This is a genomic window from Sphingobacterium arenae, from assembly GCF_014692505.1.
Classification (GTDB): Bacteria; Bacteroidota; Bacteroidia; order Sphingobacteriales; family Sphingobacteriaceae; genus Sphingobacterium; species Sphingobacterium arenae.
This window is the reverse complement of record NZ_JACNYK010000002.1, coordinates 318,566-336,132: the sequence shown is the minus strand read 5'-3', so window position 1 is coordinate 336,132 and position 17,567 is coordinate 318,566. Positions and strand designations below refer to the sequence as shown.

General features: G+C 40.9%; 14 protein-coding genes. 3 read left to right on the top strand and 11 right to left on the bottom strand.

What is annotated here, in order from left to right; genetic code table 11:
• Nucleotides 1-83 precede the first annotated feature (83 nt).
• Nucleotides 84-2,486 carry an alpha-ketoacid dehydrogenase subunit alpha/beta gene (locus tag H8B17_RS07795; RefSeq protein ID WP_223816431.1) on the top strand — a complete coding sequence of 801 codons (2,403 nt, stop codon included), beginning with the start codon at nt 84-86 and terminating at the stop codon, nt 2,484-2,486.
• Between the two features lie 77 nt (nt 2,487-2,563).
• Here the strand turns inward: H8B17_RS07795 and aroC are convergent, their stop codons facing one another.
• Genes aroC through H8B17_RS07775 form a run of 4 tightly spaced genes read right to left on the bottom strand, consistent with a single transcriptional unit; the run spans nt 2,564 to nt 6,905 of the window.
• Nucleotides 2,564-3,649 carry a chorismate synthase gene (gene aroC / locus H8B17_RS07790; RefSeq protein ID WP_190308635.1) on the bottom strand — a complete coding sequence of 362 codons (1,086 nt, stop codon included), beginning with the start codon at nt 3,647-3,649 and terminating at the stop codon, nt 2,564-2,566.
• A 32-nt stretch (nt 3,650-3,681) separates the two neighbouring features.
• Nucleotides 3,682-4,938 (bottom strand): 3-phosphoshikimate 1-carboxyvinyltransferase, encoded by a 1,257-nt coding sequence (aroA, locus tag H8B17_RS07785; protein ID WP_190308634.1) that lies wholly within the window; start codon nt 4,936-4,938, stop codon nt 3,682-3,684.
• Nucleotides 4,939-6,045: a chorismate mutase gene (locus H8B17_RS07780; protein WP_190308633.1), complete on the bottom strand. Its 1,107-nt coding sequence runs from the start codon at nt 6,043-6,045 to the stop codon at nt 4,939-4,941.
• A 32-nt stretch (nt 6,046-6,077) separates the two neighbouring features.
• Nucleotides 6,078-6,905: a prephenate dehydratase gene (locus H8B17_RS07775; protein ID WP_190308632.1), complete on the bottom strand. Its 828-nt coding sequence runs from the start codon at nt 6,903-6,905 to the stop codon at nt 6,078-6,080.
• Between the two features lie 733 nt (nt 6,906-7,638).
• On the opposite strand from H8B17_RS07775, the gene H8B17_RS07770 reads away from it, so the two are divergent.
• Together H8B17_RS07770 and H8B17_RS07765 are read left to right on the top strand one after the other, a co-directional pair.
• Nucleotides 7,639-8,496: a DMT family transporter gene (locus H8B17_RS07770; protein ID WP_190308631.1), complete on the top strand. Its 858-nt coding sequence runs from the start codon at nt 7,639-7,641 to the stop codon at nt 8,494-8,496.
• A complete protein-coding gene (locus tag H8B17_RS07765; RefSeq protein WP_190308630.1) occupies nt 8,493-9,110 on the top strand; it encodes an IMPACT family protein in 618 nt (205 codons plus the stop codon). Before H8B17_RS07770 ends, H8B17_RS07765 begins: the two co-directional genes overlap by 4 nt.
• Before the next feature lie 47 nt (nt 9,111-9,157).
• Here H8B17_RS07765 and H8B17_RS07760 read toward each other — a convergent pair whose 3' ends face one another.
• The 7 genes from H8B17_RS07760 to H8B17_RS07730 form a co-directional block, all read right to left on the bottom strand.
• Nucleotides 9,158-9,856, bottom strand: a complete 699-nt coding sequence (locus H8B17_RS07760) for a hypothetical protein (protein WP_190308629.1) — start codon at nt 9,854-9,856, stop codon at nt 9,158-9,160.
• 82 nt (nt 9,857-9,938) lie between these two features.
• Entirely contained in the window at nt 9,939-11,201 is a 1,263-nt protein-coding gene (gene rodA, locus H8B17_RS07755; RefSeq protein WP_190308628.1) for a rod shape-determining protein RodA, read from the bottom strand.
• Nucleotide 11,202: 1 nt separating this feature from the next.
• Nucleotides 11,203-13,173 carry a penicillin-binding protein 2 gene (gene mrdA / locus H8B17_RS07750; protein ID WP_190308627.1) on the bottom strand — a complete coding sequence of 657 codons (1,971 nt, stop codon included), beginning with the start codon at nt 13,171-13,173 and terminating at the stop codon, nt 11,203-11,205.
• Nucleotides 13,174-13,190: 17 nt separating this feature from the next.
• Nucleotides 13,191-13,643: a rod shape-determining protein MreD gene (locus H8B17_RS07745; protein ID WP_223816430.1), complete on the bottom strand. Its 453-nt coding sequence runs from the start codon at nt 13,641-13,643 to the stop codon at nt 13,191-13,193.
• A 67-nt stretch (nt 13,644-13,710) separates the two neighbouring features.
• The gene (mreC, locus tag H8B17_RS07740; RefSeq protein ID WP_190308625.1) at nt 13,711-14,547 is read right to left on the bottom strand and encodes a rod shape-determining protein MreC; all 837 of its coding nucleotides are present in this window, start codon (nt 14,545-14,547) and stop codon (nt 13,711-13,713) included.
• A 94-nt stretch (nt 14,548-14,641) separates the two neighbouring features.
• On the bottom strand, nt 14,642-15,664 hold the full coding sequence (locus H8B17_RS07735; protein ID WP_130139823.1) for a rod shape-determining protein: 1,023 nt from the start codon (nt 15,662-15,664) through the stop codon (nt 14,642-14,644).
• A gap of 59 nt (nt 15,665-15,723) precedes the next feature.
• Complete coding sequence (locus tag H8B17_RS07730; RefSeq protein ID WP_223816429.1) at nt 15,724-17,316, bottom strand: M1 family metallopeptidase; 1,593 nt, start codon at nt 17,314-17,316, stop codon at nt 15,724-15,726.
• Nucleotides 17,317-17,567: the final 251 nt, after the last annotated feature.

Below are 17,567 nucleotides of genomic sequence, written 5' to 3'. Positions count from 1 at the left end.
GCATATCTTTACTGCTATTTCCAATAACACGTATATTTTACTATTTTTGCTGAAACCATCGGTTAAATATGTCTGATATCACCATGAATATAAACAGTGATTTTGAAACGTCGAAAATCAGTTTTGACGATTTTCGCGAAATCATTTTAAACGATTATAGATTAGCGGTTGAAAGCCGTATTGCAAGTCTGTCGGGTCGCAAGGAGGTGTTAACTGGAAAGGCAAAGTTCGGGGTGTTTGGTGATGGTAAAGAGATCGCGCAAATTGCGCTCGCTAAAGTATTCCAACCCGGCGACTGGCGTTCGGGATATTACCGAGATCAGACTTTTGCCTTTGCCTCAGGTATATCTAATGTTTATCATTTCTTCTCACAGTTATATGCTAACCCTAATTTAGAAGCGGATATATCGTCTGGAGGACGTCAAATGAATTGTCATTTTTCCACACAATTGCTCAATAAGGAAGGGGATTGGTTAAACCAAACAGAACAAAAGAACTCAGCTTCTGACATTTCGACTACAGGCGGACAGATGTCGCGTATCATGGGCTTAGGCTTAGCGTCTAAATTGTACAAAGAAAATCGGAGTCTGGATCATTTAACCTACTTTTCTCAAGAGGGAAAAGAAGTTGTTTTTTGTACCGTTGGTAATGCCTCTACATCAGAAGGTGTATTTTGGGAGACAGTTAATGCTGCTGCCGTAAAGCAGATTCCGGTTGTTATTTCCGTCTGGGATGATGGATATGGTATATCGGTCCCGAATGAAGTACAAACAACGAAAGCCGATATCTCTGAAGCATTGAAGGGTTTTCAACGTGAGGGCGATGGAAATGGTATAGAAATATTTAAAGTACGTGGCTGGGATTATCCGGCTTTATGCGAGGTTTATGAGCAGGCAGCGCGCTGTGCGCGAGAGGAACATGTGCCATGCCTTGTTCATGTGACGGAATTGACACAGCCCCAAGGACATTCTACATCTGGGTCGCACGAACGCTATAAATCCGCCGAACGTTTGGAATGGGAGCAGGCATTTGATTGTAACCTAAAAATGCGTGAATGGCTATTGCAATCCGGTATTGCCGAAGAAGAAGAGCTGACTGACCTAGAAAAAGAAGCCAAAGATTATGTCCGTCAGGAACAGCGCCGCGCATGGACGGATTATCATAAAACGCTTCAAATTGATTTAGATGAAGCGATAGCCTTGCTATCTGCGATTGGAGATCCATTGGTTGATGTGGCACTAAAGACCTTGCAGTCATTGGCGGAACCCTCGTTGAAAGAGATTTATGGCAACGTGAGGAGAGCGATTCGTGATTTGAGGAAAGTGTATTCGCCTGAAAAAGATGTGTTGATGACCTGGTATGCCCAGAAGCAGGAACAAAATTTTGATCGTTATAACGATAAACTGTTTACGAATACCGCTGATTCTCCTTTGAAAAAGGAGGGTATAGTTGCGGATTATGAACAGGACGTCGCCATGGTGGATGGGAGAGAGGTATTAAATGCCTGTTTTGAAGCGAATTTTAGACGTGATGAACGCATTGTCGCGTTTGGAGAAGATGTAGGGAAAATAGGAGATGTTAATCAAGGTTTTGCCGGATTGCAGGAACAGTTTGGCGAATTACGTATTTTTGATACGGGTATTCGTGAATCGGCTATTATCGGTAAGGGTATTGGCTTGGCATTGCGTGGTTTACGTCCTATTGCTGAAATCCAATATCTTGATTATTTGATCTATGCAATGCCGGTATTGAGTGATGATTTGGCCTGTTTGAGCTATCGTACGAAAGGAACACAGAAGGCGCCTGTTATTATTCGTACCCGAGGCCATCGATTAGAGGGTATCTGGCATTCGGGTTCACCCATGACGGTACTGCTAGGTGGACTCCGTGGTTTGCATATTTGTGTGCCGCGTAATATGACACAGGCGGCCGGTATGTATAATACATTGTTACGTTCGGATGAACCGGCTGTTATGATCGAGTGCTTGAATGGCTACCGGTTGAAAGAAAAAATGCCGTCTAATGTTGGGGAGTTCATGGTACCCATTGGGATAGCGGAACAGATACGCGAGGGAAGGGACATTACCGTGGTGTCGTATGGAGCAACGTTACGTGTCGTGCAGGAAGCTGCTATTGAACTGGAAAAATTAGGGATTTCTATAGAAATTATTGATGCACAATGTTTACAGCCCTTTGACCGTACGGAGATCTGCCGTCAATCGTTGGAGAAAACAAATAAACTATTGGTCGTAGACGAAGATATGCCGGGCGGTGCAACAGCATTTATTACGCAGGAGATATTGGAAAAGCAAAATGGGTATTATCTATTGGATGGTCAGCCCAGAACGCTTACGGCTAAAGCTAACCGTCCGCCGTATGGATCTGATGGTGATTATTTCACAAAGCCATCTGTAGATGATGTGGTAGAACTGGCTTACGAAATGATGAGTGAATATAGCGAAAGGGCATTTCCGAGGTTATTTTAAATAAATAGCAGTTACTATTTAATAAATAGTAACTGCTATTTTTCGATAATAGATGACAATTTGTTATTTTATCAGCATTAACGGTACGCTTTAAACCGTAATAAATGATCTGCTAATACCAAAGCCGTCATCGCCTCCACAATAATAACGGCGCGGGAAACAACACAAGGATCGTGGCGCCCTTTGCCCGAAATCGTAGTACTATCGCCAGCTTCATTCAATGTTTCTTGGTCACGCATAATCGTAGCAACCGGTTTGAAAGCTGTACGGAACATAATATCCATCCCGTTGGAAATGCCGCCTTGGATACCACCCGAGAAATTTGTGCGGGTACGCACCTGCTCTTCTTCTTTCACGAATATATCGTTGTGTTCAGAGCCTTGCATCTCCGAACCGCTAAATCCAGAACCGTATTCAAATCCATGAACAGCATTAATGCTCAACATAGCTTTTCCTAAATCAGCATGTAGTTTATCGAAGACGGGTTCGCCAAGTCCTACGGGTACCCCGCGGACGATGGTTGATATTTTTCCACCGATGGTGTCTCCCGATTTTCTTATCGAGTCAATAAGAGCAATCATTTCATTTGCTGTTGCAGGATCTGCACAACGAGCAATGTTGCCTTCTCGTATATCAAGCAGCGCTGACAAATTAGTGGTGTCCAAATTCGGAGCTTCCAATGTACCGACTGCCGAAACATGAGCGAAAATTTCAATACTTTGGCTTTTGAGGTATAATTTGGCGATAGCGCCAGCTGCTACCCGTGCTGCTGTTTCCCTTGCGGAAGATCGCCCTCCGCCACGGTAATCCCGGATACCGTATTTTTGCTGATAGGTATAATCCGCATGAGATGGACGATACTTATCCGCGATATGGGAATAGTCTTTAGACCGTTGATCTTCGTTTGGTATCAGAACGGCAATAGGTGTCCCTGTTGATTTTCCTTCGAAAACACCGGATAAGATTTGAGCAACATCGCTTTCTTTGCGTTGTGTGGTGATTTTAGATTGCCCTGGCTTCCGTTTATCTAACTCCGACTGTATAAAATCTTCGTCTATATCGATATTGGGAGGACAACCATCAATAATAACACCAATCGCTTTTCCATGCGATTCGCCAAAGGTGGTTATTTTAAAAAGGTGGCCAAATGAGTTTCCTGCCATGATGTAATTCTTCTATTTGTTTAACTGTTTACCTATTGCTCGACGGTGAACCCCTTTTGTTGCAAGTGTTCCCAAAAATCAGGATAAGACTTTTCTACTACAACGGGCTCATTGATTGTCACTTCGCCAAACACCAGTGCCAAAGGCGCAAATGCCATCGCCATCCGATGATCTTCATAGGTGTCAAATGTAACGTTTTTCGGAACATAAGCGTCCTTCGTATTGATATGGTAAGTTTCTCCATCTGCAATGATGGTTGCGCCAAACTTTTCAATTTCGTTTTTCAATGCGGCCAGTCGGTCTGTTTCCTTGATTTTCAAGGTTTCTACACCGGTGATCGAGATATCGCGCCGGATTGCTGCAGCTAATGCCACAATGGTTTGTGCCAAATCTGGACATTCTTTGAAGTCAAACAAAACTTTGTCAGAACCATTGTTGACCTTCGCGATATGCAATCCGTCTTCCTGAAACGAGCTGGCGACGCCAAAATGAGACATGATGTCGACAATAGCTATATCTCCTTGTAAGCTATGTGCTTTCAAGCCTGGCAACATAGCTTCTCCTTTTTCAGATAAAGCTACCATAGCATACCAATACGAAGCAGCACTCCAATCCGGTTCAACATAAATGGTTGTTGGCTGAAACTCCTGTGGTTCAATCACAATACTGTTGTCTATCCAGCTATGGGATATGCCTGCTTCCTGCAGCATGTTCAGCGTCATCGTCACATACGGTCTGGAAGTGAGCTCGCCTTCAATTTCCAATAAGAGTCCGTTTTTAAGCGAAGCGGCGATAAGCAGGAGCGAAGAAAGGTATTGGCTGCTAACATTGCCCTGTATACGTACTTTCCGTTGGTTTTGTATCATTCCTCCTTTGACTTTCAAGGGAGGAAAACCGTCTGCTTTCTCATAGCTCATATCCGCACCCAACGTTTTTAAGGCATCCACAAGAATGCCAATAGGACGCTGTTGCATACGTTCCGTGCCTGTCAAGACAAAGTTGCCTTCTATCAGGTTCAGATAAGAGGTAAGGAAGCGCATAGCCGTTCCTGCAGGGCCGATGTCCACGGTAACGATCTCCTCCGTCTCCCGCCCCGTGTGGGCCAGTGCCAACGCTTTGTTCATAATAACCGTATCGGCGGCGGCGGATAAATTTTCTACGTTAACTTTGCCTCGGCTTAATGCCTGTATAATAAGAGCACGGTTGCTCTCTGATTTAGAACCAGTAAGTTGAACCGTGCCCTGTATTACTTTCGACGGATGACGAAGTGTAAGTGATGTTGAACTCATTTACGCCTCCGCCACAGGTTTTACATTCATGACTTCGTTTTGCTTGCGGATAGATTCGTTGTGCAATAATTCCAAGTATTTCGCCGCAAAGTCTTCACTAAGTGATAATGCTCTTGCCAACTGGACTCTTTTTTTCAGGATCTCATCCCAACGGCTAACTTGCAGGATGGTCACGTTATTATCGCGCTTGTATTCTCCAATTTTCTCTGCGATTTTCATGCGGTCGCCAATTTGTTTTAGGATCGCATCATCTAATTTATCGATCTGCTGACGCAACTCGGCTAATTTGTCATCGAAAACTGGATTATTGGATTCTGGGTGACGAACGGATAAATTATCAAGTAGGTCGGCCAATGCTGCGGGCGTTACTTGTTGTTTCGCATCTGTCCAAGCTACGGATGGGTCAATATGTGATTCCACAATCAGACCTTGTTGGTCCATATCCATCGCTTTTTGCGCGATGTAAGGGATCAGTTCACGATTTCCACAGATGTGGCTAGGATCGTTGACGATCGGAAGTTCTGGACAAGCGGATTTCAGCTGGACAGCAAGGTCCCACATCGGTTCGTTGCGGAATGCAGTTTTCTCAAAAGAAGAGAATCCACGATGGATCGCCCCTAATTTTTTAATCCCTGCACGGTTAATTCGTTCTAACGCACCTATCCATAAGGAAAGATCTGGATTAACTGGGTTTTTTACAAAAACCGGTACATCTACACCCTGTAGAGCATCTGCAATTTCCTGTACGGTGAACGGATTTGCTGTTGAGCGAGCACCTACCCATAAGATATCTATGCCAGCCGCCAATGCTTCTTCTACGTGTTTAGCTGTTGCCACTTCTGTGGCAGTTAGCAACCCGGTTTCTGCTTTTGCTCTTTTTAGCCATTCCAAACCTATACTGCCAATTCCTTCAAACTCGCCTGGACGGGTACGAGGCTTCCAGATTCCTGCTCGTAATACATTTACTTTCCCTGTATTTGCTAATAAATGTGCGGTAGAGACTACTTGTTCTTCTGTTTCGGCGCTGCATGGTCCGGCAATAATTAATGGTTTATCGCCCGTATCTATCCAAGATTTTAAAGGAACGATGTCTAAGGTATGTTTCATGATTTTAATGATTTGCTAATGAATAATAGTTGTTATACTTTCTCGTTTTTTACATATTCCCCCATAATGGTGAAGTTTATGGTGTGCTTTAGCACCTTGCGAATAGCCGCATCATAGTCACTTTGCTTTTTCCATTCCACATCTACGTAAAAGTCATACTCATTTCGGCGACCTATTACGGGCATGGATTGAATCTTACTCAAGTTCACATTTTGCTCTGCAAAACACTGTAATACGTTAGCGAGGGCACCTACCGCATTCCCTGTTTGAAAAGATAGGGATGCCTTGTTCGCATTTTTCTGTTCGATGATTTCATTCGACAGAATCAAAAAACGTGTCGCATTCTTCTTGTTGGTTTCAATTCTTTTTTCCAGAATTTCCAAACCGTATAATTCCGCAGCCGCTATACTGGCGATTGCCGCGGTATTGGTCAGTTTATTTTCGATAATGCTTTTTGCACAGGCGGCGGTATCCATACCTTCCTTTACCGTCCATTCCGGATAATCACTCAAAAACTCATCGCATTGACGAATGGCAATTGGGTGTGATTCCACAAATTTTATATCGGAAAGCTTGGCGCCAGGTAATGCGAGCAAATTTTGTTGTATATTTAAATGTACTTCGCCAATAATGTGGAATTTATAATCGCGGAGCAGATTATAGTTAGGTAGAATACTGCCCGCAATCGCGTTCTCTATCGCCATAACAACATAATCAGCTTTGCCCTGTTTAAGCATTTCACACGTCTTCTTGAAAGACTCGCACTCTAAAATTTCGATATCCTCGTCACCGAAATATTTATGAGCTGCTTCTTCATGAAAGGAGGCTTTGACGCCCTGTATTGCAATTCTTGTTTTCATTCTTTAATTATCATGCCAATTGTAACTGTACAAAAAAAGTCCCGAAAATTATCCGGGACTTTTTGTTTTTTTACACAAACATACAAAAATCCCAGCTTTACCTTCTAAAGTAAAAGTTGCCAAAATAAAAGTATTTGTTGTGTGTCATCATGTCTCAAATTTTACAATTCAAAAGTAGAACTATTATTTTATATATGCAAAATAAATTTAAAAATAATTTCATTTTATAGTTGTTTTATGTGTTAAAAAATGATGTGTTTTTTATAATAAAAAAGTTGTTTTTTTTAAAACTAAAAGTATGGTGTTTTTACGGGTAATTTATTTTTAAATATTTGTAGATAAGTGTTTTATGTATTTTTTTTTATTTATAACACGATATTTTATGTGAATATTAATGTATTTTATGATGATATTTTATTGAAAATAATAATGATATTTTAATGTTAAAATAGTGTTTTAAATTTAAAATTTTTGAGTAATTTTTGAGTAATTTTTGAGGTATTTGTGTGTTTTTCAGCATAGGCGGTTTTAGTATGCTCAGTAATATTCCCCGTCCGTCGAAGGAGATTGGATGCATGCTAACCATTAAAATACCAACTTGTTGTAGTTCTGTTACATGCGCTAGGATACCGGTTTGCAATTGGATTCTAGTCCGGTTTGGAGAAAACTGTATAATTTCATTCCTTTGTCGGCGCGAGAAATAACGTAATTTATTAAGTTTGGGGTCTTTTCTATGTTATACGTATTAATTAGTGTTGTTTGCAGTGTCACGGTATCGATTGTTATTAAATTTGCTAAACAACGTGGCATACACCACCTTCATCTTATTGTTTGGAATTACCCCGTGGCTGCCTTGGCAACTTTATTGTTTCTAAAGCCGAAAATGGCTACTGTGCCTCTAAGCGCATTACCTTGGGCGTTATACTTATCATTGGCCGTACTGCTGCCAACGATATTTTTGTGTATTGCTTATGCTATCCAATATAGTGGCATTGTCAAAACGGAAATTGCACAACGCCTTTCATTATTTATACCGTTGTCGGCAGCATTTTTTCTTTTTCATGAAGCGATAGGTATGTCTAAATTGATAGGTATAGCAGTGGGAATTGTGGCTATCTTGTGTTCCATCGGTTGGAAAAAAAGCGATGTAACAAAAAGCAATGGAGCTTGGGGTTATGCAGTGGCTGTGTTTTTTGGAATGGGAATTATTGATATTCTTTTTAAAAAAGTGGCGCTCTATCAGGACGTACCATATGCCTATTCGATGTTATTGGTGTTTATGCTAGCAATAGTGGTCTCTTTCCTTTTGCTCACTTATCGTGTTTCAATTAAAAAAGAACGTGTACAATTTAAATCCGTAATTTGGGGAATCTTTTTGGGATTGTTTAACTTTGGCAATATTCTGTTCTACATGAAAGCGCATCAGGCATTGTCTAATAGCCCGTCAGTTGTATTTACCGGCATGAATATCGGTGTCATTTTGTTAGGAGCAATTGTTGGTATCGGATTTTTTGGTGAGCGGTTGACTTGGTTAAATAAGATAGGATTGATATTGGCTTTTATTTCTGTTTTAATTATTGCATATCTGTGAGTTTGTTTGAAGATACATATTTAACTATTGACGAGCCCAGTGAGGGAGTGTTTAGGGATAAAGGAAGCAAGTTTATTGCATATACCTACCCCTTTCGAGAGGAAACCGCTCTTAAAGATATAGTTGCCGAAGTAAGGGCCTCGCATCCTAAAGCAAGGCACTATTGTTGGGCATATCGCCTGACACCAGATCGTTCTGTCTTTCGGCTGAACGACGATGGAGAGCCTTCCGGAACAGCAGGTCGCCCCATTTTAAATAGCTTGTTATCAAAAAATATTACCAATGTGCTTATTATTGTGGTACGTTATTTTGGCGGTACACTATTGGGGGTTCCGGGCTTGATAAACGCCTATAAAACAGCTGCCCAAGAGGCGTTGAACGCGGCCAAGATAGTAGAGAAAACCGTGAATGATGTTTATCGAATTACTTTTGATTATTTGCATATGAATGATGTAATGCGCGTGGTTAAAGAAGAAAATTTACCTATTTTAAAACAAGAATTCGACAATAACTGTGCGTTAGAGATAGAAGTGAGGAAGTTGCTCGTAAATCAGTTTGTTCAGAAGCTCGACAAGCTAGATGGTATTCAATATGCTTATCTTTATACGTTATGATAGCTGAATCGTAATGAATATATATTGATTGTAACAATTTGTGGGGATCACTTTCCTTCTCGTTTTAATTTGTCTCTTAGTAATTTATCTATTACCTCTACTCGTCGGTAAATGATTTGAGTCGTTTCAACTAAGCCTTTGTATTTGTCGAATATTTCCCTTGCTAATTCGGTATAATGAAAGAAAAGGTCTTCTACTTTTCCATACGCTTCCAGAAATGCTTGATGGTCATCATCTAATGATACGGTGTGGACAGATGCTTCTTCATAACGGGGATAGATTTCGTCGAGCGCATTAAAATATTCTGGATCAATCACAGCGTCATCTTCGAAGATATTTTCTATATCGCGATTATAGATCGCTGTTAGGTGGACCACTTTTTCATAAAGATCTTGCAAATCCACGTTGTGTTTGTCACAGACCGAGAAAAAGGCTCCAATATCAATGGTGATTTCTCCGTCAAAAAGTTCCTTATCTTCTAACTCAGTCACGCCGAGCCAATCTTCTAATATTTCCAGTTCTTGTTCGATGCCCAAACGACGAAAGGAGAGGTCTGCGATGATATCGTCTACCACTTTCAATTCATTTTCGATTCCGGAGACGTGCACTTTGATTTCCCAAGTCTTATCATGGGCTTCATAATACGATGTTAATGCTTTTTGTTCGAATGGGAGCGGCGTAATTTCGTCATCAAAATCGAGGGCAATATCTTTAAGAGGATGTTCCTTAACAATTTTTTTTATCATGTCATCTTTCACTGTTCCGTATGTTAAAGATATTGAATTTATTTAAGAAACAGAAGCTATTCCCGAGCTCGTTCATCAAACATTAGCCATTTAAACCTTTACGCCCCGAGTCTAAACACAATAAAATGAAAAGAAGAATAGTAAAGCTCCATAGCGAAGAACCACCGTAACTAATAAAAGGAAGTGGGATGCCGATAACAGGTACGATGCCGATGGTCATACCAATATTGATAAAGAAATGGAAAAAGAGGATAGAGGCAACACCGTAGGCATAAATCCGGGCAAAAGCTGTACGTTGGCGTTCCGCAATGTGAACTAAACGGAGTAAAAGCGTAAGGTAGATGCCTATAAGGACTATCGAGCCGACAAATCCCCACTCTTCACCAATGGTACAGAAAATAAAATCGGTACTCTGCTCCGGAACAAACTTATATTTGGTTTGTGTTCCTTGGAGAAACCCCTTTCCAAATAATTGTCCAGATCCAATCGCGATCTTCGATTGATTGAGGTTATACCCTTCTCCGCGCGGATCGTGTATTTTTCCTAAGATCACGTCGATACGATTGCGTTGGTGCGATTGTAAGATATGTTCATAGGCATAGTCAACGCAAAGTACATATACGCTACATGCAAGAAAAAGTATACCGACGTTAATAATATATTTTCGTTTTTTTCGTATAGAATAAATGAGCAATCCAGTGACCAATGCCAAAATGCTAATAATAATCCATTGATTTACCAATAATGCTGATATAAATAATAGAATGGCTAGGCCTCCTAATAATAAAAGAGTATTTCCGACGTAACCTTCGCGATAAAACACAAAAATTAAGGCAAAGAATGCTAGGGCAGAACCTGTGTCGGGTTGGAGCATCACTAATGCGACGGGCAGTAGAACAATTAATGCACCTATAAACAGTGTTTTTATATTCGGGTTTTTATTGGTTTGTGTACTCAGGTAGGAAGCCAGTAACAAGCAAGTAGCCAGTTTACCAAATTCGGAAGGTTGTAAGCGGAAGCTACCTAATGGTATCCATGCTTGATTTCCTCCTACATTCCGGCCGATAACCAAAACTAATATTAGGAGTAAGATGACTACAATATAGATAAGTGGTGAAGCAGAAATGAAGAATTTCGCGTCTATAATCAGAATGCTGAATCCGATAACGAGAGCAGTGAAAATATAAATAGACTGTTTGCCATAGTTGGTTTCCATACTGAAAATACTGGGCTGCTCAGGATCGTAAACGGCGGCATAGATATTAAACCAGCCAATCAAGCAGAGTATGAACCATAATAAAATAGTGAGCCAATCGATACGGCCAAAGAAGCTTTTTTCCCTCATTTTATGGATGCTCCTTTCTTAATTGGCTGTGGTGCACATATAATTCGCGTCTTGGTTCCGTTGCCGATATTTCCGATGCACTTCGTCCAACTGGCTTCTCACCGTGTGACGTTCTTGCACTTACTTGTTGTTCTTCTTTTTCCTGGAGTTCGGGAAGAAAATTAGCATTAAAGATACGATCTTGAATGTACTGCGGAAGTGAAATGGTGTCTTTGAGGTATTTCTCTACCAACATGTTAACGATGGGGCCTGCCCAAGTACCCCCGTAACCTGCATTTTCTACAAACACGGCGATAGCTATCTTCGGGTTTTCGCGCGGTGCAAAAGCAAAGAATACGGCGTGATTCTCGCCGTGCGGATTCTGTGCAGTCCCTGTTTTTCCACACATTTCGATACCGGGAACGCGCACGCGATATCCGGTCCCGCCAGGAATATTTACAGCTCGGCTCATACCTTCAATAACGGGTTCGTAGTATTTTGCGTCTACACCTGCGCTTATTTTTTCCTTAAATTCATCTTTAACGATACCTTTTTCACCGATCGCCTTAACGAGATGCGGACGATAATAAAAGCCGCGGTTGGCAACAATAGCCATTATGTTGGCCATTTGCAGTGGCGTTATACCCATTTCCCCCTGTCCGATAGACAAGGAAATGTTAAAGCCGGATCGCCATTTGTCATTGCCATAGCGCTTCGTGTAAAAGTCAGAAGTGGGGATTAAACCTGGTTTTTCCCCAGGGAGATCTATGCCTAATGTACGGCCAAGACCAAACTTGCCCAACGCCGCACGCCAAAGATCGTAAGCTTTCGGTGCAGACATGCCGCGGGAGTCAATCATCCGAGCATAGGTGTATCCGTAATACGTGTTACATGATGTCTGTATGGATTTTACCAGACTGGTAGCGCCATCTACGTGTGTGCAGCGCATAATAGCGCGTCCGCCTCCGTAGCGGTATCCGCCGGGACAATAAAATATCGTTTTTTCATCTATAACTCCAGCTTGTTGTGCTGTTAATGCTGCAACTACTTTGAAAACCGATCCGGGAGGATATGAGGCTTGGATAGGACGAATAAACATGGGGCGTGTTTCGTCTCGCAAAAGTTTCATATAGTTGTTGCCACGCTGCCTTCCTACCATCATATTAGGATCGTAGGAAGGTGCACTAACAAAGGTCAAAATTTCGCCCGTAGCAGGTTCGATGGCAACAACTGAACCCATCTTGTTTTTCATGAGTTTTTCTGCTAGTACTTGCAGATCTCGGTCGATAGTGGAGACTAAACCCTCACCCGCCACTGCGAGCGTATCGTATTGGCCATCCATGAAAGAGCCTTTTGGTCTATTGAGCGCATCGACCATTTGGTTTTTTACGCCTCGTTGTCCGCGTAGTAGTTCTTCATAAGAGCGCTCTATACCACTAGCACCAATATAGTCGCCCGGACGATAAAAGCCTTCAGATCGTTCAATATCTTTATCGTTAACTTCCTGTATATAGCCTAACAGCTGAGGGGCGATACTGTCAGGATAACTCCTAACCGTACGATTTTGTACATAAAAACCACGAAATTTATATAGATGTTCTTGTAATTGCGCATACGTAGTCGCAGACAATTGTTTTTCGAATATCGAAGGACGGTAAGGGGAGTGGGAACGAGCTTTTTTTATCCTTGTTTGGAATCCTTCAAGATCAATATCGATGAGCTGGCACAGAAGTGCTGTGTCGATTTCTTTTGCCTCAATTGGTGTTACCAATAGATCATATACGGGCTCGTTTTGTACTAAAACCTTTCCGTTTCGATCATAAACCACCCCTCTGGCGGGATATACAACCACTTTACGTAAAACATTGTTATTAGCTGATAATAAATAAGATTTGTCTATCACCTGAATATAAAATAAACGAATCGCGATGATGATCGCAATAGTGACAAAAATCCCCTGAATAACAAATTTACGAGCGAAAAAACTATTCATGAACGTAAAGACCTTCTTTAAATATTACCAATACGTGATTTTCTTTTATAAACCAACAAACTCATCAGTAGAATGATGCAAGTTGTAAATATACTACTTAAAATACTACTTGCTAGTGTGTACATAAAATTAGAAAATGTAAATGCTTCTATAAGAAAGAGAAAGAAATGATGGACGAAGGTGCCAAAAAATACATAGGACAGGAACCACTTGGTACCCATTAAACCCAAAGATGGAGTGTTAAACGATTCTTTCAAATCAACTTCCAGGGTAATTTTATGGAAAAAAATCCGGAATAAGGCCAAACCAACACATGCGGAAGCATGTACACCAGCTGAATCATAAAAAGCATCGACGGCTAATCCGGTTAGAAAGGAGACTAGAAATAATACTAAATTTGGTAATCCGATCGGTAAAAGGAAGATAAAGAAAATGTAGGGATATATGGTCGCTACGTTATAATAGCCCATGTTTTTAAATAAGGCTACTTGTAGCAGAATCACGATAATAAATCGAACAATATTTATAATTATTATGCTACCCATTGTTTTCGCTGTCAGCTTCTAGTTCTTCCTTTTCTTTAATTAATAAATCTTTCACGACATACACATGATGTAAATTGCTGAAATTCGTAGATAATTCTATCTTTAAATCTAAGAAGCTCTCTCCAGACGAAACGCCTGTTTCCATTATTTTCCCTACTTGTATGCCCGCAGGGAATAAGGAAAACCCGGACGTATATACTTTTTCATCTTTTTCTACTTGAACGTGATTCGGAATGTCGCGAACCACCCCGTAGCGGTGGTCTATACTATTTCCCCAAACGAGAGAACCAATTACACCAGTGCTATCTAATACGACAGAAACGCGAGTGTCTGGATGTAATAAGGACTGAACGGAGCTGAAATGAGCAGAAGTTTGAAGTATCACGCCGACCACCCCATTAGAAGTAATGACGCCCATACCTTTCTCTACACCGTCAGCCGAACCTTTGTCAAGGGTCAGATAGTTGTTTTTTTTATGGACACTATTATTGGCAACATTTGCGACAATAAAAGCATATCGGCCTTGTTCAATGGAATCTATAATGCGGATCGTGTCTGCAGTAGTATCTACTTGGAGAAGATTTTGTATCTGCTGTCTTAACGCCCCGTTTTCAGCGGCGAGTTCTTCATTCGTCTCATGTAAAGAAAGATAACTTTTCCAAGAGTTTACTTGTTGGTAGTAGGAGCCGATAACGACATTCGACGAGCTGATAAAAGAAGAACGTTGAAAATTATTGTGGCGCACAACTAAAATAATGGATGTTACAAAAAAGAGAATAAACCAGAATATAGCGTTGTACCTAATCAGAAAAAGCCACAGGTTTCTCATGTGTTTTGGTTTCTATTATTTAGCTGTCAACAAATACGCGATATAAAGAAATAGTTCGTTTATATCGCGTATATATCAATGAATTATAATGTTCTTATTGCATTAAAAATTTAAATCTTCCAATGTTTTTTAACGCTATTCCTGTACCTCGAACCACAGCGCGGAGTGGGTCTTCAGCCACATGTACCGGAAGTTTTGTTTTTGCCTGTATTCGTTTGTCTAGACCCCTTAATAAGGCGCCCCCTCCTGTAAGGTATATACCGGTTTGATATATATCTGCAGATAACTCGGGTGGTGTAATTTCCAACGCCTTTAAAATGGCTTCTTCTATTTTCGAAATGGATTTATCCAAGCAGTGTGCTATTTCGGTATATGATACTGTAATCTGTTTTGGAATACCGGTCATGAGATCTCGACCTTGTACGGCAAAATCTGCCGGCGGATCGGAAAGTTCAGGAAGTGCCGCGCCTACTTCAATTTTAATTTTTTCTGCGGTACGTTCACCGATCATAATATTATGCTGACGGCGGATATATTGCACAATGTCGGAATCAAAGTTATCTCCCGCTACCCGGATCGATTGATCACAAACGATACCTGAGAGCGCGATAACGGCGATTTCTGTAGTTCCCCCACCAATATCGATGATCATGTTACCCACAGGCTCTTCTACGTCGATGCCTATACCTACTGCAGCAGCCATGGGTTCATGAATCAAGTAAACTTCTTTAGCGCCTGCAATTTCTGCTGAATCACGTACTGCACGTTTCTCTACTTCGGTAATGCCGGAAGGAATACAAACCACCATCCGCAGTGAGGGAAAGAACCAAGACTTACCTTTGTTCACTAATTTTACCATTCCGCGAATTAAATGCTCTGCAGCAGTAAAATCTGCTATCACACCATCACGTAATGGTCGGACTGTTTTTATATTGTCGTGTGTTTTACCTTCCATTTGCATCGCTTGTCTCCCGATAGCAATCACCTTGTTGGTGGTTCGGTCAAAAGCAACAATAGAAGGTTCGTCCACTACTACCTTATCATTGTGTATAATTAGGGTGTTTGCTGTCCCTAAATCGATAGCAACTTCTTGCGTAAACCAGTTAAATAACCCCATGTAGCTTATATTGTCGTGTTTCTCAAATTTAAATGCAAACCTAAATAAAAAAAATGGTTTTATCTATACTCCATGACCCCTATATAGTAATTAAATGTATCAATTTCGAGTTCATTTATGTCGTCCACTTGAATGGGTAATGCCAGAAAGGAAGAGCCAATCTCGAAACGTGTTTTAGACTGTCCTTTTTTTCCAATGTGAATAGGCATTTTAAAATCGTTCGCTTCAGCATTCCAACGGCAAAATACTTTTCCGTTACCGCGTTGTACGATTTCCAAGACGGGGATGCTTTTGTGCTGAATATACTGTTCAAATACTTTCGTAAAATCTATGCCCGATGCGTTGTTCAGATACGTTAAGATATCGTGATAATCGACTGTTTTATGGTAAAATGTGCTATTCAATCCGCGAAGGATAGCGCGCCAAGTACTATCATTGTCAATGATTGTTCGGATCATATTGTGCAATACGCCTCCTTTGAGATACATGTCGCTGGAACCTTCTTTATTGACACCATAAGGACCTTGTAGTGGCTTATCGTTCATAATGCCTATCCGGTTGCCGTTTACATACGCCTGACTGGCGTCTTTACTATAATGATAGTCAATAAAAAGTGCTTCAGAATAATTTGTGAAACTTTCATGTATCCACATATCGGCTAAATCCTTGGCTGTAATGTTGTTGCCAAACCATTCATGGCCGGATTCATGAACGATAATGAAATCCCATTTTAACCCCCATCCAGTGCCCGAGCCATCTTGGCCTAAATATCCGTTCTGAAACTTATTGCCATAGGCAATGGCACTTTGATGCTCCATCCCAAGATGGGCGGTTTCTACCAATTTATAGCCGTCATCATAAAATGGATATGGTCCAAACCAATACTCGAATGCTTCTAATGTCTCTCTAGTATTTTTTTGTAAGTGCTTGATTTTATCTCTGTTTTCTTTTAATACGTAGTAGTCAACGGACAACGGGCCTTTCTCGCCAAGATAAGTTTCCGTAACGCGTATATAATCTCCAATGTTCAACGCAACATTATAATTGTTTATCGGATTGTTTACTTTCCAGTGGTATTTAGTATAATGTTTGTCGAGCTTTTCTGTCTTTATTAATCGGCCGTTGGAAACATTCATGACTTCATTTGGAACGGCAACGGAAATCAACATACTGTCCACCTCATCCGATTGATGGTCTTTATTTGGCCACCATACGCTAGCACCTAAACCTTGGCAACTAGTGGCTACCCAAGGCTTTCCTTTACTGTCTGTTTTCCAATCAAAACCGCCATCCCACGGTGCGCGGGTAGCGGCAATAGGTGTGCCGGAATAATAGACTTTAAAAGAATCTATCTTTCCTTTTTGGATGGTGTTTGGAAAATCTACAAAAACAGCGTGATGAGACCGTTGAAAAGATAACGCCTTTCCTTGGTATTCAATCTGATCTACCGAAAGGTTTTCAAAAAGATCAAACTGTAATCTATTGAAGTCGTCAACAGATTGAAATTTAAATAGATTTATTCCCGATATGAAGCGATTGTTTATATCCACTTTAACGTCAAGATGATAGTACTTGATATCATAGCATGTCCGAAGAGGGGTCAGTGTGCCACGAAGAGAGTCCGCTTCGTTGAATATTTCTTTGGCTTTCATTAATTGTGCCCGAGCTATATTGCTGGCAAAAAAAAATAGTAGAAGAAGTAAAGCGTGTCGCATGTTCTGCTTCATTGATTATAAGTGGATTTACTTCAAACCTACATAAAATGCTTTGTATATACGAACCAAATTTAAAAAGGGCTCGCGATATACCCTCGAAACAAACGGAAATGTAGACGGTCGATAGTACAAAAATAGGGAAGGGTAATGCCTTTTTTGGATACAATTATTAGGGGCCTATATAAAAT